General features: G+C 41.2%; 19 protein-coding genes. 14 read left to right on the top strand and 5 right to left on the bottom strand.

Annotated features, from left to right (window positions below; translation table 11 throughout):
• The first annotated feature begins 24 nt into the window (after positions 1 to 24).
• The 6 genes from QOL44_RS07795 to QOL44_RS07770 all read left to right on the top strand — a co-directional run bounded on the left by QOL44_RS07795 (position 25) and on the right by QOL44_RS07770 (position 6,625).
• Entirely contained in the window at positions 25 to 1,875 is a 1,851-nt protein-coding gene (locus QOL44_RS07795) for an ABC transporter ATP-binding protein (RefSeq protein ID WP_009058333.1), read from the top strand.
• A gap of 71 nt (positions 1,876 to 1,946) precedes the next feature.
• Positions 1,947 to 2,750 (top strand): YSC84-related protein, encoded by an 804-nt coding sequence (locus QOL44_RS07790; protein WP_244230912.1) that lies wholly within the window; start codon positions 1,947 to 1,949, stop codon positions 2,748 to 2,750.
• 503 nt (positions 2,751 to 3,253) lie between these two features.
• Complete coding sequence (locus QOL44_RS07785) at positions 3,254 to 3,949, top strand: hypothetical protein (protein ID WP_009058338.1); 696 nt, start codon at positions 3,254 to 3,256, stop codon at positions 3,947 to 3,949.
• 58 nt (positions 3,950 to 4,007) lie between these two features.
• Entirely contained in the window at positions 4,008 to 5,663 is a 1,656-nt protein-coding gene (locus QOL44_RS07780; protein WP_009058339.1) for a multicopper oxidase family protein, read from the top strand.
• Between the two features lie 42 nt (positions 5,664 to 5,705).
• Positions 5,706 to 6,104, top strand: a complete 399-nt coding sequence (locus QOL44_RS07775) for a hypothetical protein (protein WP_009058340.1) — start codon at positions 5,706 to 5,708, stop codon at positions 6,102 to 6,104.
• Positions 6,105 to 6,157: 53 nt separating this feature from the next.
• Positions 6,158 to 6,625 carry a DUF3347 domain-containing protein gene (locus tag QOL44_RS07770; protein ID WP_009058341.1) on the top strand — a complete coding sequence of 156 codons (468 nt, stop codon included), beginning with the start codon at positions 6,158 to 6,160 and terminating at the stop codon, positions 6,623 to 6,625.
• Here the strand turns inward: QOL44_RS07770 and QOL44_RS07765 are convergent.
• From QOL44_RS07765 to QOL44_RS07755, 3 genes are read right to left on the bottom strand one after another with little or no spacing between them, the layout of a single operon-like run.
• Positions 6,622 to 7,320, bottom strand: a complete 699-nt coding sequence (locus QOL44_RS07765; protein WP_009058342.1) for a hypothetical protein — start codon at positions 7,318 to 7,320, stop codon at positions 6,622 to 6,624. The genes QOL44_RS07770 and QOL44_RS07765 overlap by 4 nt on opposite strands.
• On the bottom strand, positions 7,305 to 7,826 hold the full coding sequence (locus QOL44_RS07760) for a YdbL family protein (protein ID WP_009058343.1): 522 nt from the start codon (positions 7,824 to 7,826) through the stop codon (positions 7,305 to 7,307). The genes QOL44_RS07765 and QOL44_RS07760 overlap by 16 nt, the downstream gene beginning before the upstream one ends.
• Positions 7,792 to 9,564, bottom strand: coding sequence for a hypothetical protein (locus QOL44_RS07755; protein ID WP_009058344.1), 1,773 nt, complete (start codon positions 9,562 to 9,564; stop codon positions 7,792 to 7,794). The genes QOL44_RS07760 and QOL44_RS07755 overlap by 35 nt, the downstream gene beginning before the upstream one ends.
• Positions 9,565 to 9,714: 150 nt before the next feature.
• On the opposite strand from QOL44_RS07755, the gene QOL44_RS07750 reads away from it, so the two are divergent.
• From QOL44_RS07750 to QOL44_RS07715, 8 genes are all read left to right on the top strand, one after another.
• Positions 9,715 to 10,275, top strand: a complete 561-nt coding sequence (locus QOL44_RS07750; protein WP_009058346.1) for a bactofilin family protein — start codon at positions 9,715 to 9,717, stop codon at positions 10,273 to 10,275.
• 224 nt (positions 10,276 to 10,499) lie between these two features.
• On the top strand, positions 10,500 to 11,495 hold the full coding sequence (locus tag QOL44_RS07745; protein WP_009058348.1) for an aspartate-semialdehyde dehydrogenase: 996 nt from the start codon (positions 10,500 to 10,502) through the stop codon (positions 11,493 to 11,495).
• Positions 11,496 to 11,761: 266 nt separating this feature from the next.
• The gene (locus QOL44_RS07740; RefSeq protein WP_009058350.1) at positions 11,762 to 13,948 is read left to right on the top strand and encodes a heavy metal translocating P-type ATPase; all 2,187 of its coding nucleotides are present in this window, start codon (positions 11,762 to 11,764) and stop codon (positions 13,946 to 13,948) included.
• Positions 13,949 to 13,968: 20 nt separating this feature from the next.
• The gene (locus tag QOL44_RS07735; RefSeq protein WP_009058351.1) at positions 13,969 to 14,628 is read left to right on the top strand and encodes a phosphatase PAP2 family protein; all 660 of its coding nucleotides are present in this window, start codon (positions 13,969 to 13,971) and stop codon (positions 14,626 to 14,628) included.
• A gap of 583 nt (positions 14,629 to 15,211) precedes the next feature.
• Positions 15,212 to 16,432, top strand: coding sequence for an amidohydrolase family protein (locus tag QOL44_RS07730; protein WP_009058352.1), 1,221 nt, complete (start codon positions 15,212 to 15,214; stop codon positions 16,430 to 16,432).
• Positions 16,429 to 17,607 (top strand): 8-amino-7-oxononanoate synthase, encoded by a 1,179-nt coding sequence (gene bioF, locus QOL44_RS07725; protein WP_009058353.1) that lies wholly within the window; start codon positions 16,429 to 16,431, stop codon positions 17,605 to 17,607. Before QOL44_RS07730 ends, bioF begins: the two co-directional genes overlap by 4 nt.
• A gap of 18 nt (positions 17,608 to 17,625) precedes the next feature.
• Positions 17,626 to 19,020, top strand: a complete 1,395-nt coding sequence (gene bioA / locus QOL44_RS07720; RefSeq protein ID WP_009058354.1) for an adenosylmethionine--8-amino-7-oxononanoate transaminase — start codon at positions 17,626 to 17,628, stop codon at positions 19,018 to 19,020.
• A gap of 236 nt (positions 19,021 to 19,256) precedes the next feature.
• Positions 19,257 to 20,768, top strand: coding sequence for a putative Na+/H+ antiporter (locus QOL44_RS07715; protein ID WP_009058355.1), 1,512 nt, complete (start codon positions 19,257 to 19,259; stop codon positions 20,766 to 20,768).
• Positions 20,769 to 20,874: 106 nt separating this feature from the next.
• Here QOL44_RS07715 and QOL44_RS11320 read toward each other — a convergent pair whose 3' ends face one another.
• Together QOL44_RS11320 and QOL44_RS07710 are read right to left on the bottom strand one after the other, a co-directional pair.
• Entirely contained in the window at positions 20,875 to 21,126 is a 252-nt protein-coding gene (locus QOL44_RS11320) for a zinc ribbon domain-containing protein (RefSeq protein ID WP_390886885.1), read from the bottom strand.
• Positions 21,127 to 21,147: 21 nt separating this feature from the next.
• On the bottom strand, positions 21,148 to 22,239 hold the full coding sequence (locus QOL44_RS07710) for an RNA-guided endonuclease InsQ/TnpB family protein (RefSeq protein WP_079199600.1): 1,092 nt from the start codon (positions 22,237 to 22,239) through the stop codon (positions 21,148 to 21,150).
• Positions 22,240 to 22,270 lie beyond the last annotated feature (31 nt).

Raw genomic sequence — 22,270 nt, 5'->3', positions numbered from 1 at the left:
GGATTAAAAAACATCAAAAGACTCATGCAAGAACTTAAAAAAATTATCATTTTCTCCATGCCTTTTTTAAAAAGGCGGATGCCCTTGATCCTTGCAGGTTTGATTTCCGGCTTTCTTTTTGGGGCTTTTAACGGAGCCTATCTTTTTATTCTAAAAGCAGCCATTGATAATTTTTCGGCTCCACCTAGTCATCAACAAGTCATCAGTGCAACAGAGAAGATTCCCAAAAAGCATTTTTATCAAAAGGTTATGGAACAGTTAGGTAGATGGCTTCCGAAAGCTAACGAGCCACTTGACTGGAAAAGAATCTGTGGTGGCATTCTGATCTTACCCTTGATAGCCATCTTTAGGGGATTGTTAAGACTGCTTAATTCTTATTTCATGACTTTGGCGGCAGCCAAAATCGTTGCTGATTTGCAATCAGCCATTCTATCCAAGTTGCATTCTCTATCGATGGATTTTTTTCATAAATCTACTACAGGGGATCTAGCGATTCGAATACTCAATGATACGAAAGCCTTTTATGACTCAGTCAGTGTTCTTTTTACCGATGTTGCTAAAGATCCCATAACCATCATAGCTATCCTTTTTTCCTGTGCGCTGATCGATTGGCGGCTAACCATAGTTGCCATACTTTTGGTGCCAGGCTGTATTGTCCCTGCCGTTACCTTAGCCAAAAAGGCCAGAGAAGCCTCCATGGGAATCATCTCTTATTCAGTTGCCCAGAGTAATCTATTGTTCGAATCCTTATCAGGGATTCAGGTAATTAAGGCTTTTTGTTTAGAAAAGAAAAATGTTGAAACTTTTAGACACCAGGCAAATGAATTAGCCAAACATGCAGCCAAGATGTCCATTGCAGGCACCATGGTTAGTCCAATGATCGATGTTGTGGCTAGCTTTGCATTGTCTCTGCTGATTTTATGTGTTATTTGGCAAAACATTAGCATAGCGAACATGGCTGCTATTGCTAATGGAGCTATCCTGTTTTTTGCTCCGATAAAGAGACTAGCTGATTCAAATGTGAAGATCCAAGAAGGAGCATACAGTGCAAAAAGGCTAACGGATCTGTTAGATACTCCTTCTACTGTCCAGGAAAAACCGGATGCCAAAGCCATTAAAGCATTTAAAAAGCAGATAGAGTTTCAGAATGTGACCTTCAATTATGGACATGAAACCGTACTTAAAAATCTTTCCTTTATCATTCCCAAAGGGAAAAAAATGGGAATTGCTGGCAGAAGCGGTGCGGGCAAAACGACATTGACTAGTCTTCTTTTTAGGTTTTATGATCCTGTTTCGGGTTCTATTTTGATAGATGGAGAAGATTTAAGGGATCTTAAAATTGAAGATCTTAGAAATATGTTCTCGTTGGTGAGTCAAGATGTTGTCATTTTTAACCGATCGATTGCTGAAAATATTGCTGTTGGGAAATCGGGAGCTAGCCGAGAGGAGATTGAGCAGGCTGCCAAGCTAGCTGGAGCACATGAATTCATAGAAAAGCTACCCCAGGGTTATGACACGATTATAGGAGAAAGAGGGGTGAAACTTTCTGGGGGGCAACGACAGAGGCTTTCCATAGCTAGAGCCTTTATTCGAAATAGTCCAATTCTCATTCTGGACGAAGCGACCTCCAGTCTTGATTCCCATAGTGAATCGGTTGTACAGCAGGCGATCTATCAGTTAGAAAAAGGCCGGACAGTGCTCATTATTGCCCACAGACTCTCAACGTTAGCAGATTGTGATGAGATTCTTGTGCTCGACAAAGGTGAAATTGTACAGAGAGGGAATTTCGGGGAGTTGCTAGCTCAGGAAGGTCTTTTTAGATCGATGGCTCTCCATCAAGGAATTGCCACTACATTGGAAGGAGTCGCTTCGTAGAAGCTTTGCAAGCTTTTAGGCGGCTATAGCCGATGATGATGACCCATTTTTTTAAGTATTGCCAGATCTCTTTGACTCCTTTTCAACATTTTGCTTTTGAAGGCCCCATAGCAAAATTACTTTGCTTGGGAAAAAGGCGACAGTTTGGTGCGAATGCTGCTGAGAAAGTTCCCTTTCGAACTTCTTATCAGAGTAAATATAAAAATGAATTTGTCTTTATCATTTGTTTTTTATGCCTTTTGCAGTCCTCTCTTGCTTGGGATTTGCAAAAAACAGTTAATCAGGCAGCTTCCATCATTCGGCGGTTTAAAAGCATGCCTGAAAAATCGATTCCTCGATCTGTTTTTCAAGATGCTAAGGGTTTTGCAATTTTAACAGTCATTAAAGCAGGTTTTATTTTTAGTGGTAGGGGAGGCACAGGCTTAGTAGTTGCAAAGACTCCAAAGGGTTGGTCTGGTCCCTCAGCGATTACTGTGGGAGGGATTGGCTTTGGTTTCCAGATAGGAGTCAATGCAACAGAATTTATTCTTGTCCTGAATACCCCAGAAGCTGTCGAAGCTTTTGCAAAAGGGGGAAATTTTAATGTTGGAGGTAGTATCAGTGCAACGGCGGGTCCCGTTGGAAGAACGGCTGAAGCTGGAGTGATGCCAATGGCTGCTATCTATACTTACAGCCAGAGTCAAGGAATCTTTGGAGGCATATCCATAGAAGGAACAGCAATTGTGGAGGCTCCTGATACCAATAGAGAATATTATCACAGGGATGTCAGTCCTTCGGAAATTCTTTCCGGAGCCATTAAGCCACCTCCTGGAGCCAAAATTCTTATTGATGCTTTGCAGGCTCCCTATGAAACAGAAGAAGAACCAGAAAAATAACCATAAAAGGAGTAATAAATAGTTAACGATAGTGCGATGCCAATCTAGTTAGGAATAGGCATGGCACACTCCACTGTTCGCCGAAGGGGTTTGGAGCTCTGATTGGTCGGAGCGTCAATAGGCAGTAGTGAAAGGTGGTGGAAAGGGGAGGTTTCCTCTTTGATTGTTAAGATGACATGCTAATTCTAGCCTGCTCCTCCGGAGCACGAAACGTTCTTGGTAAACCTGGGGTATCCTGACACAAGACCAAGGCGAGAAGAACGAACTTGGGTTAGGCGTAAGCATGTCCTGAGTGTGTTTTTAGGAACAGGACCACAGGAATAGTCGTAGATAGAGTAATTCTTTTCCCTAGAGATAAAATCTGACTTTTAATTATGGCTTTTTCTTTGCTAAAGAAATTTTGCAATTGTTTTTTCTTTCTATTTTAGGTTTATTACATAGTGGGTAGTTAACAATTTTCAATCAGTATTTTCAAATTAATTGAAGTTTGAAAGGAGAAATAAATGATTTTTACATTGCCTTTAGCACTAAAAAGGTTGTGCAGACAAAAGGAATCTACCGATTGCAATGATGTTTGTTTAATAAAGAAAAAGAGAACAGGTTTTGGGAGTTGGGTATCGAAAAATGTAAAGAAAAATATCGCTTTTATTTTTGCATTTCTTAGCTTTCCCCTTTTATGCTTTGGTCATGGAGGCAGCGATAATGGAGGAATGGAGTGCGGGATTCTTTCTCAGGGCGGATATGCGATTCATCTAGATGTCTATGTTTATGGGAGGATGGGCCAATTTAAGACTTATTGTCAAAATATTCCTAATACTGGAAAAATGACCATGGTATTTGATTTGATTACTCCTGATTTGAGAACCATTCCCTTAGAGGTTAAAGTTGTGGACGAATCGACGGGTAAACCGATATTAGAAGTCCCTCCAAAGCTCTATTCTTCTGGAGTTGCCTCCATTGATGTTACTTTTGAGAAAACGGGGAAATATATGACACATATTACCCTAGTGAAAGGAGATGGCTCCAATCCAATTGTCTTTAAGTTTCCGATTAATGTAGGGCTTACTAGCTTTTTGACCAGTCCTATAGTTATGGGGAGTATTGTCCTTGGGATTGTTGTTGTGGGAGCTTTTATCTTCTTCTTTGTCTCTAAAAGGAGGAGAGAAGCCGCTTCCTCTATTGCTTCAAGTAAAGCTTGAAGAAAGAGGATTTTAATGGCAATATATGTTATATCATGTGTTAATAATCGAGTAAAATATGAATGGATTTTTTAAGTTTATAGATTTACAGACAACCAAAGGGAAAACCAAGTTGTCTTATTTTGTAGTCTTGATTTTAGTTGTTCTGATTGGAGGGGGGGTATTTTTTTGGTTTAAAGGAGCTAAGCCAAAATATGATTTTTCCGTTGATCCGGATCAATATCCACTGGTGAAGGAAACGCAGTATGTGCATCTAAAAAATGGGGATACTTATTCGATAACTGCCCAAAAACTTCGGGCTAAAATAGGCAATGCAGAAATTAAGATGCTTGGTTACAATGGGTCGGTTCCTGGACCTTTTATCTATGTTAATCAAGGGGATGAGATTACCCTGGAGTTTAAAAATCTAACGGGTCTGCCCTCTACTATTCATCATCATGGTGTGCGGGTGGATAACCGCTATGACGGAGTTCCAGATATAACCCAACCGGTTGTACCCAATGGCAAAAGTTTTACCTATAAGCTTAAATTCGATGATCCGGGGGTATATTGGTACCATCCCCATTATAGAGACGATTATGCTCAAGAGCTTGGATTGTATGGCAATTATATTGTCATTCCTAAAGATCCAACCTATTGGGGGCCAGTTAATAGAGAAATGCCGCTGATATTAACTGATATTCTAATTAAAGAGGGCAAACTACCGGAATATTTTCAGGATTATTCCAATTTTGTTTTTATGGGTCGCTATGGGAATACCTTTCTCATTAATGGACAGGTTCAACCTACTTTTGATGTACAAAAAGGGGAGGTAATCCGTTTCTACCTAACAAACACCTCCAGTGTGAGGCCTTTCCGGGTATTTATTCCTGGATTAAAGATCAAACTGGTGGGAGGAGATAACGGGAGAGTCGAAAGGGAACAATTTGTTGATGCTGTTGTTATTGCTCCTTCAGAAAGACAAATTGTAGAGGTATTCTTTCCTTCGACGGGCGAATTCATCCTAACCCATCATGCAGTGGATCCTCTTGTTGGCCCACGCACTTACCAGCTAGCGAAGTTTCGAGTAGGTGAACAACCCGTAGCGGTCTCCTATGAAAAAGAATTCCAACAGCTGAGGGAAAACAAAGAAGTTATTCAGGAAATTGAGCCATTGGTGGCTAAGTATAAATCAGCCAGGCCAGACAGGACAATTCGACTGTCGGTGGCGGTTTCCAAAAAAGAGGCTTCGAGATTTTCAGAACCAGGAAGCTCGACGCCAACGCAATCCGCAGCTTTCCCTGGTCTTATTACCATGCTTGCAAAAACAGGGGCAAAGGTTGAATGGGAAGATCATATGTATTTGCAAAACAAGATGTCGACTTCCAAAGAAATTACATGGCAGATCACCGATCTTGGCACTATGAAAACTAATGGGGCTATTATGGATTGGAATTACAAAAAGGGGGATTATGTCAAGATACGGATTATTAACGACATTCATTCGCTCCATCCAATGCAACACCCAATGCATTTTCATGGGAATAGGTTTCTTGTGCTTGCCGTTAACGATGTAGAAGAAACGAATCATGTCTGGAAAGACACTTTTATGGTAGGCGCTGGAGATGTTGTCGATATCCTTTTAGAAATGTCTAATCCAGGTAAATGGATGTTACATTGCCATATTCTTGAACATTTGCATAGTGGTATGATGACCATGTATTCTGTGGAATAACAACCAGTTTGCTTTTGATTTTTATAAGGAGGAAAATTGTTTATGCCTAGGAATATTTTTTCTAAGGGTTTTGGCTTTTTTTTCTTTTTTCTTTTAGCTGGAGCGTTGTCTCTTTTTCCTCTTTATGCGCAACATGATCAGCATGAAAAACATAAGAAAATGGAGATGGAGCAACAATCGGAAGAGGAACATGAAGGGCACAAAATGGGAGGAATGAATCATGGCATGATGGGAGGCATGGGCCATGGTATGATGGGAGGTAAAGGAGGAATGGCTTGTTGTGGTAGTTCTGAGGACTTCGATCAACTACTTAAAGAAGTTGAAGGAACAAAAAACCCGAAAGCAACGGCAAGAAAGCTAAGAATGAAAGCTGATTTGATGAAGGCAGTTGCAGAAGTGCTCGAAAAATATGCAAAAGAACTTGAATCTACTAATCCCTGAGTTTTAATTAGCCAATAGTCAATAGCTTGAGCTATTGATTTAATGATAAATTTATGAAAAAATTCATTACGCTTTCTCTTTTTCTATCTATCCTGTGTTTTGGAATTACTTATCGGTTATTTGCTCAAGGGGTTCCACCTGCTTTAGATTCAGCTTTACAGGAATATTTCAAAATAGGGAAATCACTTTCCGACGATTCTTTGAAAGGAGTACCAGAAGCCGCAAAATCTCTGAAGAACATCGTTCAGAATAATACTCCTTCCCTTTTTCCTGAAGGACTTTTAGGTAAAGTGGATACTCTAATTGGAGCCAAAGATCTTGATTCGGCAAGACTGGCATTTAAAGATATTAGTGATGTGTTAATTGGTGTATTAAGATCAAAACAAATCAAAACTGGCAAATATTTTGTGCTTACCTGTCCAATGGCTCAAGCTAGTTGGATTCAACCGGATAAAGAGGTCAAGAACCCCTACTATGGTTCAGCGATGCTTCTTTGTGGGGATGTGACAGAGGAATTTTAGTGTTTTTTAGCCTCTTTTTTTTGTTGAACGGCCGTTTGAGTAAAAATTTCAGGGGTGGTTTGTGACATTTCAAACCTTATGACGGACAAGGATAAGGAAAGCCTATCATACGGATTGAGCCGTATTTGAGGGGGAATGGAAAAAGGTTGAAAACTGCTAAAAAGATAGTGGATTTTATTTTTTTTAGAAATGAAAACCAGGATTAAGGTTTCATTATTTTTGGGTGTTTTTTCAGCAAAAAGGAGATAGCTTTTATCCAGGGTGTCCGTTCTTCCAACGAAAGCATGGATGGCATCTCGACGAAATTTCTTTTCGATAGTTTTTCTTTGCTCTTCGTTTAAAGAATCCAAAAATGGTTTTAAGCCGTTGGTTGGATCAGGTAACTCTTCGCTAAACTCAACGTCTGCTCTGTTGGAGGGGGAGCTTTTTTTAGCTGGCTGTTGTCCATAAACTTGGGGCTTTGAAGGATTCTGTCCTATCGGGTTTTCCTGAGGAGAGGAGGAATGGTACTGTATGGGGTTTAAAGGTGTTTGCGGTTGAGGATTGGAAGGCAGCGGATAGTCATATGGAGATTCGGAGGAGGAAGCATCTTGAGAAAAAAAGGGTTGTTGAGCAAAGCTGAACGATAAACTTGTTAAGCTAAAGAGAAAAAAGAAAAAAACCGTGTTTTTCTTTTGTCTCATTTCTGAATCCATTTTCCATTGTCTTGTTGAATATACTCTCCAGGGAAACTCATTTCTTGCCATTTTTTGGCATATTCTTTTTCAATTTCTTCTAATGGTTTGGCCTGAATCTTAGCTTGTGTTAAGTAGAGTTGTGTTCTGTCCTCATTTTCTTCAGCCACTACTTTTTTAGCCCAATTTCTGTAGTTTTCCTCTTTGGGAGGATTGATTATTTCCAAGTAACCCTCTCGGTTTTCTCCGATGACACGGGCATTTTTTAGACTTTGCACCTCTCCAGAACGTAGTCTTCTACGATCGGCAATCATGGGATCAAGTCGGATCCGAGTAGGAGATTCTTTCTCAGTAATGACAACACCCATATTCACATTAATCTTGACAGGTTCTGGAGTGGTTACCTTGACAGTTGGTGTGCAGCCGAATAGCCAAAAAAAGAGAAAGAATAACCTTTCCTTTTTTATTAAGGTTTTTAAAAAAAATAAGCAATTAATGTTCGAAAGAAATTGTTTTTTCACTCGCATTTAATAAATTTTGTCCGATTGGGGGACCTAATTTTGGGTCTTGGGTCCAGTGGAGAGAAAAATTCCTCTTCCCTTGAGGACCATAGAGTCCCATAAGTAGATCACTATCTGGATAACTATAAGTCAATTTAATAAAACCGTTTTTATATCGATAATTTCGAAGCGAATCGACAAGGAGTGCAAAAAATTGGCTAGAAGTACCCTTCCAGGATGAAGGAATATTCTTAAGAAGAATATCTACATCTTTTATATCCAAATATCCAGGGGCAGAGAGTAGAAAAAAACCTTCAACGTTTTCAATGTAGGATCCATAGGCTTTCATTCGCATTCTTCCATCGATGTTCCCTCTGAATACAACATCTTTTTTTCCCATAGAAAGCTTTTCTATTAAAGGATTTAATTTGGCTCCAGAAATCGTCATCCATCCATCCCATGGAAATCCGCTTTCATAGCCTACTTGGAATCCACCATGAGTATATCCATCAAAAAGAGAAAAACCATAAAACCCATAGATTCCTTCTTTTTGGAACGTTACGGAAATCCATCCATTGGTTGCCTTAAAACCTCTCCAATTTATTTCATTAAATCGTATGGAGTGGACAAGGTTATTAGCTGTATTACTTTCTGGAGGTAAATTGAAGGCTATTTCTCCTCCAGTTACTTCCATGGAAAGCCCATACTGAGGATAATCTATTCTTCCAGGGATAATGCGAAGCACATTCTTGAGACTCACTTCCTTCCAATTATTCAAAGGAAAATCCTGAGCAGTTGTTTCAAAGATGAAAGGAAGTTCAAAACTAGGTTCTCCGAAAGCCGTCACAGTGAGATTCCCATACTTTAAGTGCAGCTTTTTTATATGCCAATCTTCTAGAGTATCGAGTTTGTTCGTTTTTATTTTCAATTGATGTTGCAATTCACGGAATTGGTCGACGTACCAGAAAAGATCGGGACCAATGAATATAGTAGGCCGAAATACGGTGAGTTCTTCTACTCGATGATGAACAAGACCACTCCAGGAAAATTTGACTCTTATTGATTCAATAGAGATAATTTTACTAAGTGGATCATAGGGAGACAATAAGACAATGTCGCTGCCTGTAGCTTGTTCTAAAATTTCGTTATTAGCAACAATTCCCAAAAGAGGGACGCGGGATAGTACAAAGGGGCTACCGTTGGAACCCAAAAGCAATGGAATGGGTGGCAATTGAGGATGGATTCTATCAATATTGAGAATGGCGTTTTTTATCTCCAGCTTCTCAACAATAGGGTTGAATTGGATTTTAAAAAGCAAAAAGTCCAATGTTGGCGGTAAGGGAAGTTGGAAGGGTTCGTTGCTCCCTATTTTATCCTCCAAAAATTTTATAAATTCACTTGTCCAGATTTCTGGAGAATCCACCGCCATTTTTTTTATTACCTGTTGGCTACACAACTCCATCCAATCCCATTCGATCTGAGCCTCTTTTATTTTTGCCATTTCTCCGATTTCTATTTTCTCTAATTTTAGACTATGTGGGGTTACCCATTTGACCTCTTCTACTTGCAGAGGAAGATGATAATGATGTGCAATCCTCAGGAGAATGGACTTAGGATTATGGTAGAGATAATAGGCAATTGCCAGTAACAAGGAGATCAGCAGCGAGGTAAATAGGAGGATATTGAAGATCAGTTCTAGAAAGAGCCTTTGATTGGGAGAGGGAGTTTTTTGATGGTTGTTTGCAACGACTCCTATACCTAGCATTTTCAAAAAATCCTTTTTATCTTTGGCTTATCATTTTATGTTATGTAATAAAAGAAAAAGAAAATTTTGCTTTCTTTTTTCATAAATTCCAAGCCTTGCGTATTGCAATCAATTAAGGTAAAAGGGAAGAAAGAAAAGAGGAGTGCAAAAGTGAATTTTACTCAGTTAGATAAAGACGAATCCAAAAAACCAATGGATGAATCCTCAAAAGTAACTATTCTGGATCAACACAGTGAATTTCAGGGATCCGTAGGCTTTAGCGGTGAATTACAACTTAATGGCAAACTCGAAGGAGATATCCACTCAGAGGATGGAGTCTTGCTTATAGGTTCTACTGCAATTGTAAAAGCTGAAATAAAAGCAAAAACAATTATTGTCAGAGGACAAGTAGAAGGAAACCTTTTTGCAAAAGAAAGGCTAGAACTACTCAATACTTCCAAAGTATTTGGCGATATTAAAACCGCCTCTCTATTGATTGAGCCAGGAGCAATCTTTGTGGGCAAGTCAGAAAGCCTTCTGATGGATCGTATTGAGAAACCGAATTTTTCTTCATTCTTTAAGATTCTATCGGCTTCAAAAAATGAACCTACGGCCAAAAAGGCTTCGGTGGTTCAACAAGAAACCTCCTCTCAGAAACCTTCTCCAGTAACTAAGCCGTCCGAACAGAAGCCATCGGTCCAATCAGAAAGTAGACCGCTCCCTGGAAAATAGTTTCTGAGTCAATATACTTTGATATTTTATTGAAAAGCTTAAAAGTTATGGGAGGAAAACGGTCTGTTCGTTTCTTTTATTAAAAAATTGAGAAAATGAAGAAAGCGGTATTGTATTATAGATAAAGGATCTTACTATTAAAATTGGTATTTATTCTCCAGAAAAAATCAGAAGACTAACCTTCTAGATTTTTCTACAGTCAACAAAAAGGAATCATAGAGGCTATGGGATTAAAAATTGGAATAGTTGGAGCGACAGGGGCTGTTGGAGTAGAAGCGATAAAGCTTTTGGAAGAGAGCAACCTGCCAATATCTGAGCTTCGCCTGTTCGCATCGTCCAGATCAGTCGGTAAAACAATTGGGTTTTTGGGAGAAGAGCTTCAAATTGCAGAACTATCTTCTCATGCTTTCAAAGGTCTTGATTTTGTTATTTTTAGTGCGGGCAGTTCAGTTTCACAACAATTTGCTTCAAATGCCAAAGAAAGCGGGGCGATTGTTATCGATAATTCCTCTTTTTTTAGACTCCAACCCGATGTTCCCTTGGTTGTTCCGGAAGTTAATAAAGAAGACCTAAAAAGTCATAAAGGAATTATTGCCAATCCTAATTGTACGGCGGCCATACTCTCTGTTGCTTTGTGGCCAATTCATAAGGTGGCGACGATTGAGCGAGTGATTGTCTCCACTTACCAAGCGGTCAGCGGAGCGGGTGCCAAAGCTATTTTGGAGTTGGAAACTCAGCTACGTCATTTTGTCTATGGAAAGCCTATTGTTCCTGAAGTTTTTCCAGAGCAAATCGCTTTTAATGTTTTTTCTCATAACAGCCCGGTTGCCGAAAACGGGTTTAATGGAGAAGAAAATAAGGTTATGCAGGAAATTCGGAAAATTTTCCATTATCCAACTCTTAACATCTGTGCTACTTGCATCCGAGTTCCTGTTTTTAGAGCGCATTCTGAGTCAGTGGTAATTGAAACTGCTAAGAAACTCGATGCTCAGCAAACAAGAAATATTCTTTCTAGGGCTCCTGGAGTTTTAGTCGTCGATGATCCTCAGAATGGATATTTTCCTACGCCAATTAAAGCTTCTGGAAAAAAAGACGTGTTAGTGGGAAGAATTAGAGAAGACCTGTCTCATCCCCGTGGGATTGCCTTCTTCTTAAGTGGAGACCAACTGCTGAAAGGAGCAGCTTGGAATGCCGTTCAAATTCTTCAGGCTCTTCTTTAGATGCTGTGCTTTGTTTTACCTCTGTTTCTTAAACAGAGGACCTTTGACCAGTGGGGAGCTAAAGCCAACTTTGCTGTTGCTTACAATTGTTATCAAAAGCGGAGCGGCTAATAATTTGTGCCATGCTGTGGGCTTCTGTTGGTTTTCGATCGTTTTTGGTCTCCTTTATTCCGACAAGCTCTCTTTATGATCAGTTTCAATAGGTTTTTGGGGAATCAAAAGGGAATTTTTTAGGAACAGTTAAGCCTTATGCATATATTTTTTGAATGAAAATAAAGTTACGAATTGAAGGTATGACATGTAGTAATTGTGTGAGACATGTTCGAAACGCACTCACACAAGTTCCTAAGGTAGTATCGGCTCATGTGGATCTCGAAACGTCTCGGGCGGTGGTAAATGCTGAAGAAGGCTGTCAGCCTACACAGCTTGTGGAGGCGGTTAAGAGTGCTGGCTATGAGGCAAAGTTGATGGTAGAAGAAGATGAAGAGGAGGCTTCCAAGCGTTGGACCCGATCTCTTTTTCTGGGTTTGTTTCTGACAACTATCCTTTATATAAGCCAATTTACCGTGCGATCCCCACCTTTCTGGTTAGGGAACTTCCTCTTTAGCCTTTCGGTACCCTCTTCGTGGATGACGACGTTGTATGTGCATTGGAATTTCTTCTTTGGACTTTATCTGTTTGTGCTAGCTCTGCCTGTTCAAATAATCAGTGGCTCTTCCTTTTATCTAGGAGCCTATCGTCAGATTCGTAGTGGTAGATTGGACATGGACACCCTTGTCTCTTTAGGCAGTTCTTCAGCTTTTCTTTTAAGCACTTTGGGTCTCCTCTTTCCTGGAATTATAGAACACTACTACTTTGATGAAGCAGCGGCCATTATCACTTTGGTAAGTGCCGGACATTGGCTGGAGGCAAGGGTCTCAAGTAAAGCCAATAGAACTCTTAAGAAGCTTTTAGAGCTAGCCCCTCCTTATGCAAATCTTTTGTTGGACAATAACGTAGAAAAAAAAGTACCTGTCGAAACCCTTTCTGTCGGTCAAAGAGTAGTTTTGAAACCGGGTGAACGGATTCCGGTGGATGGGGAGGTAATTGATGGAGAAGGAGTTGTAGATGAAAGCATGCTAACAGGAGAAAGTAGACCAGTTGATAAGGCTCCTGGTAAAAAAGTATTTGCAGGAACTCTTAACCTTAATGCTCGGCTTGTGATCCGCGTGACTTCTTCGGGTGAAAAAACGGTTCTTGCCCATATTGCTGAAGTTGTTTTGAAAGCTCAGGAAAGTCGGGCTTCCATTCAGAATTTTGTGGACAAGATAAGTAGTGTTTTTGTGATTGCGGTTATAGCTATAGCCATTATCACAGCTTTGGGATGGGGAATGTCAGGAAAGACCAAATGGGAAACGGCGCTAATTAGAGCAGCCTCTGTTCTCGTAGTAGCCTGTCCATGCGCTATGGGGCTTGCGACACCTGCGGCAATTATGGTGGCATCAAATCGACTGGCTTCTTTAGGAGTATTGATCAGGGACGGATCTGCCCTTGAAAAATGTGGAAAAATTAAAGATGTTATTTTCGATAAAACTGGAACTTTAACGGAACCTGTATTAAGTATAGGAAATCCAATTTATTTCTTTCAAGATCCTTCCTTTGCAGATGCGCTGGCTTATTCTCTTTGCAAATCAAGTCTTCATCCGATAAGCCGTGCGCTGGCAGAAAAGTGTAAAAGTTCTCAACCTTTTCCTTTGATGCAGTGGCAAGAAAAGCCAGGAGCGGGAATCCAAGCTATTTATGAAGATCGAATAGTAAGGTTGGGTTCTGTTTCATGGCTAAAAAGCCTAGGTGTTAATGGTTGGGATCAACAAATGAATAGCTCTATAGGAATTGGATTATCTATGGACGAAAAACTGTTGGCTTTTTATCCTGTGTATGCCCCTATTAAACCTCATGCTAAGGCGGTCATTGCAAAACTCTTAGCTAGAGGCTATACCGTATACATCCTTTCTGGAGATAAAAAGGAAATTGCCATGAAATTTGGAATAGAAATAGGCATTCCCCCTGAAAACATAATTGCTGAAGTCCGTCCTGAAGAGAAAGCGGCTGTCGTTAAGCGGTTTCAGGAAAAGGGTAAATCGATTGCTTTTATTGGAGATGGGATAAATGACGCTCCAGCTCTAGCTCAAGCAGATCTGGGAATTGCCGTTTTGAATGCCAGTGATATTGCTAAGGAATCCGCTGATATTGTGTTGCTGAATGCGGATATAGAAATTATTCCAATTCTATTAGAAATCAGTGATAAAACTCTTAAAACAATAAAAGAAAATCTTTTTTGGGCGTTCTTGTATAATACTTTAGCTATTCCTCTTGCGGTGATGGGAAAAATGTCTCCTTCGATTTGCGCGGCTGCTATGGGATTATCGGATCTTTTTGTTATTGGAAATGCTTTGAGGCTTTATAAACGATAAACTTTTCTGTCTCTTCGTCGATGTCGCTGGATCTTTTTGTCTTTTATTGGATTAATGGAGCGCATACGCCATGGCTGGATAAGTTGATGCCTTTTATTTCTGATTTGGGGAATTTTCGTTTGCCTTTGTGGTTACTAGGAATTTCCATCCTTTATTTTGGAAAATTTAGAGAACGGTTGGTTGTTATTTTAGTGCTTTTTTCTGTTCTAGTTGGTGATCGGTTAATCATTGATACAATCAAAGAAGTGGTCCATAGACCAAGACCTTTTCAGGTGCTTCCCAATGTTAGAGTTGTGGAAAAATCAAATCAAATATACTATTCAAATCCTTCGAGGACAGAAGAGCGGGCAAGGGGAAGATCTTTTCCTTCTGGACATGCTGCCAATAATACAGCTGCTGCGGTCATGGCTACAGCCGTTTATGGGTTACCGGCTATTTGGCTCTGGTTATGGGTTTTCATGGTAAGCTACTCAAGAATATACATGGGAGTGCATTATCCTTCAGATATTTGTGCTGGTTGGATTATCTCCATAATTTATTCCTACACATTCCTTTATTGCTTGCATTGGCTTTGGAAGAAATACGCTCCTTTATGTTTTCCAAAACTCTACTCCCAATATCCTACTTTGCCCCTTAACCTTCCTTTCATTAAAAAGGAAGGGAAAAAAGAGCTTTCTTAAACTTGTTCTTTTATTTTTCTTTGAAGGCCATGCGGCTTTGGTTGGCTAACAATCCTATAGTTTCCAAGTAATTTTTCTTTTCTTCTTTTTAGGTCTCTATGAGCCAATAAGATAGGTCTTCTGTAAGCTGAAGATATATATTTTATAAGCCCCCTCACCTTTTAGAGTAATGAATAGTTAACGATATTGCGATGCTAATCTAGTTAAGAATAGGCATGGCACAACCACTATTCGCCGAAGGAGTTTGGAGCTCTGATCGGTCGGAGCATCAACAAGCAGTAGCGAAAGACGGCGGGAAGGGGAGGTGTCCTCTTTGATTGTCAAGATGACATGCTAATTCTATCCCGCTCCCCTGGAGAACGAAACTGTCCTGGCAATCTTGTGTCAGCCCGGCACAAAACCATGAAGAAAAGGGCGAACTCGGGTCAGGCGTAAGCATGACCCGAGTATGTTTTTAGAAACAGTAGATGTTTGGAGGAAAAAAAGATAAGGGAAAAGCCTTTTTATCTTTGGATGGATGAGGAGTCTTATTCATACAATTTTGCCTTTATTTTTATTTTCCTTCAAATAGAATTCAAACTGAATGGTTCTTCTCAAAGCTTCCCATGTTGTATGTAAACCGGGGTTGATATTATCACCTGGAGCAATTCGAATCAGAGGAAATACAATTGTCGAGGTGGCGACTTCTTTGGAAGCGTTGGAAGGAGAAAAAGTCCTTGAAGTAGGCAATTCTATAATTTTTCCTGGGTTTATCAATTCTCACTGTCATTTAGAATACACGCTTTTGAAGGATAAATTGTCAGCTTCCAAAGGAGCTTTTGTGGATTGGCTGCAGACTATTATTCGATTTAAAAAGACATTATCGGTAATTGATTATCTCAAAGCCCATAGCATGGGTATCGATTTGCTTTTGAAATCAGCCATTACCTGTGTACTTGACGTTGTATCCATGCCTGAAATTTTTCTTTTTGAATCCCCTTATCCATTACGGGTCTTTAGTTTTCTTGAGCTTATCGATGTCAACCGCTCTTATTGGACAGATGAAAAATTAGCTGGCTCTCTTCTTTTTTTTAGCAACCAATCTTCTTCGACGGCTATTGGACTCTCTCCGCATTCTCCCTATACGGCAAGCCCTGAATTATACGCGTTATCAAAGAGGTGGTGTTTTCAAAAAAATGGGTTATTAATGACTCATGTAGCAGAATCTTATGAAGAATATGAGATGTTCACGCAAAAAAAAGGAGGGTTGTTCGATTTTATTTCTCGAATAGAGCCAAGGAGTGCAAGGTTTAAAAAATCCACACCACTTCGTTATCTTGCTGAAAATGAGCTGTTGACTAAAAATGCCTTTTTAGTCCATCTTAATTACCTAGACGAGACTGATTGGGATTGGTTTAAAAAAAATTCTTGGAATGTTGTTTATTGTCCTAAATCGCATGCCTTTTTTGGTCATGATCCTTTTCCTTTAAGGCAGCTTTTATCTAGAGGAGTCAATGTCGTTTTGGGGACTGACAGCCTGGCTTCCAACGACTCTTTGGATATGAGAAAAGAAATACAGAAGGCTCAACAAGCATTCCCAGAAATATCCATCGTGGATTGGTGGAAGATGGTTACAGTTAATCCTGCTAAGGCTTTGGGATTACAAGGCAAACTTGGAGAAATTTCTGTCGGTGCCTATGCTGATCTGGTGGCTATCCCTTTTAATTCTTCTTCTGATCCATTGGAAGCTCTCCTTTATGAGCAAAAAGAGCCTTCGATTGTTATTATCAATGGGAAGGTTGTTCGTTCTACAGAAGCTTTATGATTGTTGAAGGCGAAAAAAAATTCGTTCAGAAGTTAGCAAAGGGGCTTGACGAGCTTAAAAATAAAAATCTATTTCGAAGACTAAAGGATTTTTGGCCGATAGAAGGGATGCGGGCCGAATACGAAGGTAAACAGATCATAAATTTTTCATCAAACGATTATCTTGGGCTTTCCCGACATCCATTAGTCAAGGAGAAGGCGCAGCAGGCGATCCAGGAATATGGAGCTAGTTGTTCGGCTTCCCGGTTGATATCAGGAAACAATCCCCTTTTTTCTCCTCTTGAAAAAGCATTGGCACAATGGAAAGGGAAAGAAAAGGCCTTGATTTTCCCAACAGGATATAGTGCAGCCATTGGGACTATACCAGCTTTAGTCGGCAAATCGGATTTGATTTTAATGGATAAGCTCTGTCATGCTTCATTATGGGATGGAGCCAGATTAAGTCAGGCTACAATCAGGGTCTTTGGGCATAATGATATCCAAAACTTAAAACAGATCTTGGATAGATATGCGGCAAGCTACGAAAAGATATTGATTATTAGCGAATCTATTTTTTCTATGGATGGGGATATAGCCCCACTGGCAGAGATTGTTGAACTCAAAGAGAGATATGAAGGGTTACTTTTATTAGATGATGCCCATGCTGAAGGTATAGTAGGGGAAGAGGGCAATGGTCTGGCCAGTTGCCTGAAGGTAATGGATAAGGTAGATGTCTTAATGGGGACTTTTTCTAAAGCGTTAGGATCTCAGGGAGGCTATATCGCCTCGACAGCTCTGCTTATAGATTGGGTAATCAACAAAGGCAGATCGTTTATTTTTTCCACTGCTCTTAGTCCTTCATCCATTGCAGCGGCTTGCTCTGCCCTCAATATCATTAAATCAGAGAGTGGCACAGAGCTAAGAAAGAAACTAAAAGACAACCTTGCTTATTTTATGGAAGAAAGCCCCAATAGCCGTCTTTTTTTTTCTCCCATTATACCCATACTAATTGGAGAGGAGGCTAAAGCTATCCAAGTATCCCAAGAGCTAGAAAAAATGGGGATTTATCTTCCTCCTATTCGTTATCCCACTGTTCCTAAAGGGACAGCAAGATTAAGGATCTCGCTGACAGCACTCCATTCTACAGAACAAATCGACTACTTAAAAGGCGCCCTGAAAAAATGTTTGGTACAATAAAATCTTCTAAAAGCTCTTATGTCTGAAGTTAATTCGATCATTGCGGCTGATAAACAATTTCTTTGGCATCCGTTTACTCCCTATAATAAATGGTTCGATCCACCCTATGAACCTCTTGTTATAGACAAAGCTGAGGGTTGTTATCTTTTTGATAGGAAGAAAAATAGGTTTTGGGATGGCAATTCCTCAATCTGGACTACTACGCATGGGCATCGTCATCCGCGTATTATTAAAGCGATATTAGCGTGTCTAGAAAAAATCGATCATGTTTCTTTTTTAGGAAATACCCATCAGTGGGCGGTTAATCTAGGACAAAAACTCTCTTTGCTTATTTCTCAAGGTAGTGCAAACAAATACAGGGTTTTTTTTTCTGATAATGGTTCTACAGCTGTAGAAACAGCAATTAAAATAGCTTGGCAGGCTTTAAAGCAAAGAAAGGAAAAGGAAAGGACTTTATTTCTTTGTTTAGAAGGCAGTTATCATGGAGATACAGTCGGCGCAATGAGTGTTTCTTCTATCCCATTTCAGAGCCGGTTTAAAGAGTTACTTTTTGATTCGGAAAGCCTACCTGCCCCATCCTGTTTCCACTGCCCGTGGAATAAGGCTAAAAGCAGTAGGGGAATCGATGCAAGAGAATCGAAAATTTGTTCTTGGGAATGCCTTGATGCACTGAAAAAAGCAATCGAAAAAAATAAAAAGAGACTGGCAGCGCTGATAATAGAACCTAAAATTCAAGGAGCATCGGGAATGTGGATGCATCCAGAAGGGTATTTAAAAGAAGCCTTTAAGTTAACTAAGGAAGCTGGAGCCTTTTTTATTGTCGATGAAGTTTTCAGTGGCATGGGAAGGACAGGCCACTTGATTGCATCACATAAAGAAGATGTGTATGCTGATTTTATCTGTTTGGCTAAAGGGTTATCGGGAGGTACATTGCCCATAGCCGCAACCCTTATCAGGGAAGAAATCTTTGATGACTTCAAAGGAGGCTATGAGGAAGCTTTTCTTCATGGACATAGTTATACGGCTAATCCGCTAGCTTGTGCTTCGGCTTTGGAAAATTTAAAAATTTTCGAGGAAGAAAATACACTCGGATGGATAAAGGCGATTTCTAGACAATTAAAATCTTCTTCCACTATTTTTTGGCAGCATCCTTTAGTGGGAGATGTGAGGGTAGAAGGAGCCGTGTTAGCTGTAGAAATCCTCAAAGATAAAAATGAAAACAGGCTTATCGATTCTAATCTTGATATAGGATGGGCAGTCAGCGAAAAGGCAAAAGACTATGGTCTTGTCACTCGACCTATCAAGAATGTTCTTATTCTTGTTCCCCCCTATTGTTCGTCATTGGAGGACATAGAAGGTATGGTATGGGCCTTATATAAAGCTCTCAATGATATCCTACCTGTGGACAAATAAAGGAATATTTGTGCTTCTATTGGATTGGTCTTAAATACACAATTTAATAAGAGGTTCAATCAATTTGATTGAAGACTGCTTAAATAGGTTCTCAACTATCTAATAGGAAGAGATCAAATTAGCATAGGGTTAAGTAGCAAAAAAGCTTTTGACCTGTCAGGTGCCGCATCAACCTGGCTTCTTGGAAAAGCTGAATGTCAGCTGACTAACTGTTTAGACTGGTTTAAGGAGATCTAATGCAGTCTAATAGATCTGATCGTCCCTATGGGACTGCTGCAATAATAACTGTTGGATATGGCAACAAGCACTTGCCGTTTTTTTATACCTGTATCTGGTTGGATCAATTCCCTTTGAAAAAATTGGGGATAATTTGTTTTATTTTTAAGTTAAGTATGGTTTTAGATCCTTTTGATTATATAGCGACAGGATTTTTTCTTCTAGCCGTGTTTCATACGTTGATTTCTCCTGTGCTATTTCGCAAGGGAGAAGCGTTGATTGATTATGCATGGCAGACAAGCGGTGGAAAAATGACTAGGAGCCATTGGCTCTATTTCTTTGGGGTTCTAGTACGTTATTTAGGAGAGGTTGAAATCATTTTTGGATTATGGCTCTTACCGCTTTTAATAGTGTCTTTATGGCGATTTGGTTGGGACGCAACCCTTGAAAAGTTAAAATTGAAAACGGAATATACCGAAGCTTTATTTGTTGCCGTTTTAATGACTATTTCTTCGGCTCAACCAATTCTCTATATATCGCAAAGGCTTATAGGCTGTTTTGCTCGAATAACAAAAGACAGCGTAACCAGTTGGTGGTTTTTGATATTAACACTCGGCCCGATTTTTGGGTCTTTCATAACGGAAGCTTCGGCAATAACGATCAGTGCACTGTTGCTAGCAGAAAAGCTTTTCTGTTTAAACCCCAAACAGTCTTTAGCTTATGCGACGATAGGACTCCTTTTTTTCAATATTTCAATTGGAGGGACACTTACGAATTATGCCGCTCCACCGGTTGTTCTGGTTTCTCAAAAATGGCAATGGGATAGCTTCTATATGCTTATTCATTTTGGATTTGTCTTTGCCTGTGGCATAGTCCTTGCCAATCTCCTGTATTATTTTGTATTCCAAGAGGAATTTAAAAGGTTAGAAAAAGAAAGACTGAGCCTTTTGGCTGAAACTGGGCCAGCTGAATCTCTGAGAGAAAAAATTCCTATTTGGATAGTCATTGGCAATATTGGGTTTCTTGTTTCTACGGTCATTATAAAAGACTATTTTTTACTTTTGTTTGGAATCCTCGTTTTTTTTCTGTCTTTTGTGGACGCCACGAAACCTTATCAAGGAGAAATTCCTTTGCAAAAAGCTTTTTTGGTAGGATTCTTTCTGGCCTCTCTTGAAGTCTTTGGAAATCTTCAGTCTTGGTGGATCAATCGGCTATTAAGCCATCTGTCTTTTTTGCCTCTCTATGTAGTTTCTGTTATGCTGAGTTCTTTTAATGATAATGCCCTTATATCCTACTTAGCTACATTAATTGTTCCGGAATTAGACGAAATGAAAAAAAGAGCAATTATCGGGGGTGCTTTATCCGGGGGTGGCTTAACGATTATAGCCAATGCTCCAAACTTGGTGGGTTGGTCACTTCTTAGAAAGTTTTTCCCAGATGGGATTGCTTCAACTAAGCTTTTTATAATGGCATTAGTCCCAACAATATTAGTAGCTATTCTTTTTATGTTCAAAGAATGGATCTTTAAATGAACTACCCATCCAAGCCTGAGGGCTCTGGGATGGAGTTTCGCGCTTCCCTGCGGACAGTTTCACCGGAGTATGCTCGGCTCGCGGACTTCCAGCCCGCAGCGAGGTTCTATCCGGCCAGAGCTTCCCGCTCCACGCATGGATCGGTTCCCGTCCATTCCTTTCCGTATACAACGACCTTCGGCCTTGGAAAGGCGAAGCCGTGATCCTTCTCCCACTTCGCCAAGCCCCAGTCGAGAAGCCCGAGCGCCGAGTTCTCGTCCCGATGGCAGGACGCTCCGCATGCGCACTCATGCCACCGGTCGCCGAGGGTCTTTTCCACGACGCCGCCGCATCGGTGGCATCTCTGGCTTGGCTTCAACGTCCTCGCCTGTGCTTCCAGCTATCCGATACCAGCCTCTTCCGCTTTGTATCCGACCATCGCCCCGAAAGCTCCGAACGATGCGTCCAACATCTCTCGATTCAGCCCGGCTTTTTGCCGCACACGTTTCCCGGGCTTTTTCTGGCTGCCCCGGGCCGAAGCCGTCATCCTTTTCGGCTCCAGCTCCTCCGTGATCAACAGTCCGCTGCGTCTCACCATCGCGGCGCTCTGCTTGTGCAGGAAATCCTTCCTGACATTCGCCACCTTGGCGTGCATCCGGGCGAGCAGCTCGTACTGCTTGCGCAACCTCTTGGAAATGCGAAATCCCTTCCGTTTCCCGTGCTTGCGGATCGCCGCCTCCATCTTGCGGGAGATCGTTCTCCCGAGCTTCCTGAGCTTCTTAAGCGCCTTGCGCAGATGGCGCGGATTGGCGACCTCGGAAACGTCCGGCTCGCTCTTTCCAGGCTCCAACCTGGCGCTGGTCAGGAACCGCTCCGTGCCCAGGTCGAAAGCCTCGGCTCCACAGCCATGCTCCCGCGCCGGCCGGCAGCGCATCGTGACCGACGCATACCATCGGCCGCCGGAAAGAAAGATCTCGCATGTCCTGGGTTCTCCGGGAGTCCGGGCCTTGCCCCGGATCGGGATCTCCCCAATGCCGGAGAGACGAAGCTTCAGGTGAGCGCTTCGCTCTCTGGCGAGCAGCCGCCAGTCACCTTCGTGCTGCTTGAAGCCGAAACCGCTGAATCGCCCTGCCTGCTTGAAACGCGGGCATCCCGGATTTTCGCCTTGCCGGACGCGGCGGAAGAACGCCTGAAAGGCGAGATCCAACCTCTTGAGCGTTACCTGGGCGGATTGAGCGTTGATCGAGGCGAGAAGCGCGCTGCGGGAACGGAGCTCGGTTAGCCATCGGCACTGCTCGGCGAAGCCGATGCGCCGCTTTTCCTCCTTCCACGCCCGCCTGCGCTCCTCCAAAGCTAGGTTCCAGAGAAAGCAATGGACCCACCGAGTCCGCAAAAGCTCATCCCGGACGGTCTTGGATGGATAGAGCCGGTAGGTGACCTTGCGCTCGACCGGGTCCAGAACGGGAAGACCAGCGGGTGATGCGATCATCATGAGGCGACGCTGGACAGTGGCCAGCAATATG

Origin of the sequence: Candidatus Methylacidiphilum fumarolicum (genome assembly GCF_949774925.1) — a bacterium.
Classification (GTDB): Bacteria; Verrucomicrobiota; Verrucomicrobiia; order Methylacidiphilales; family Methylacidiphilaceae; genus Methylacidiphilum; species Methylacidiphilum fumarolicum.
The sequence above is the reverse complement of the archived record's forward strand: the minus strand, read 5'-3'. Positions and strand labels throughout refer to the sequence as shown.

Excerpts from the sequence above, each read along its gene's own strand:
- QOL44_RS07795 (WP_009058333.1), top strand. The coding sequence starts at position 25 with ATGCAAGAACTTAAAAAAATTATCATTTTCTCCATGCCTTTTTTAAAA.
- QOL44_RS07785 (WP_009058338.1), top strand. The coding sequence starts at position 3,254 with ATGATTTTTACATTGCCTTTAGCACTAAAAAGGTTGTGCAGACAAAAG.
- QOL44_RS07745 (WP_009058348.1), top strand. The coding sequence starts at position 10,500 with ATGGGATTAAAAATTGGAATAGTTGGAGCGACAGGGGCTGTTGGAGTA.
- QOL44_RS07760 (WP_009058343.1), bottom strand. The coding sequence starts at position 7,826 with ATGCGAGTGAAAAAACAATTTCTTTCGAACATTAATTGCTTATTTTTT.
- bioF (WP_009058353.1), top strand. The coding sequence starts at position 16,429 with ATGATTGTTGAAGGCGAAAAAAAATTCGTTCAGAAGTTAGCAAAGGGG.
- bioA (WP_009058354.1), top strand. The coding sequence starts at position 17,626 with ATGTCTGAAGTTAATTCGATCATTGCGGCTGATAAACAATTTCTTTGG.
- QOL44_RS07735 (WP_009058351.1), top strand. The coding sequence starts at position 13,969 with ATGTCGCTGGATCTTTTTGTCTTTTATTGGATTAATGGAGCGCATACG.
- QOL44_RS07775 (WP_009058340.1), top strand. The coding sequence starts at position 5,706 with ATGCCTAGGAATATTTTTTCTAAGGGTTTTGGCTTTTTTTTCTTTTTT.
- QOL44_RS07765 (WP_009058342.1), bottom strand. The coding sequence starts at position 7,320 with ATGGATTCAGAAATGAGACAAAAGAAAAACACGGTTTTTTTCTTTTTT.
- QOL44_RS07780 (WP_009058339.1), top strand. The coding sequence starts at position 4,008 with ATGAATGGATTTTTTAAGTTTATAGATTTACAGACAACCAAAGGGAAA.
- QOL44_RS07715 (WP_009058355.1), top strand. The coding sequence starts at position 19,257 with ATGCAGTCTAATAGATCTGATCGTCCCTATGGGACTGCTGCAATAATA.
- QOL44_RS07710 (WP_079199600.1), bottom strand. The coding sequence starts at position 22,239 with ATGATGATCGCATCACCCGCTGGTCTTCCCGTTCTGGACCCGGTCGAG.
- QOL44_RS07730 (WP_009058352.1), top strand. The coding sequence starts at position 15,212 with ATGGTTCTTCTCAAAGCTTCCCATGTTGTATGTAAACCGGGGTTGATA.
- QOL44_RS07755 (WP_009058344.1), bottom strand. The coding sequence starts at position 9,564 with ATGCTAGGTATAGGAGTCGTTGCAAACAACCATCAAAAAACTCCCTCT.
- QOL44_RS07770 (WP_009058341.1), top strand. The coding sequence starts at position 6,158 with ATGAAAAAATTCATTACGCTTTCTCTTTTTCTATCTATCCTGTGTTTT.
- QOL44_RS07740 (WP_009058350.1), top strand. The coding sequence starts at position 11,762 with ATGAAAATAAAGTTACGAATTGAAGGTATGACATGTAGTAATTGTGTG.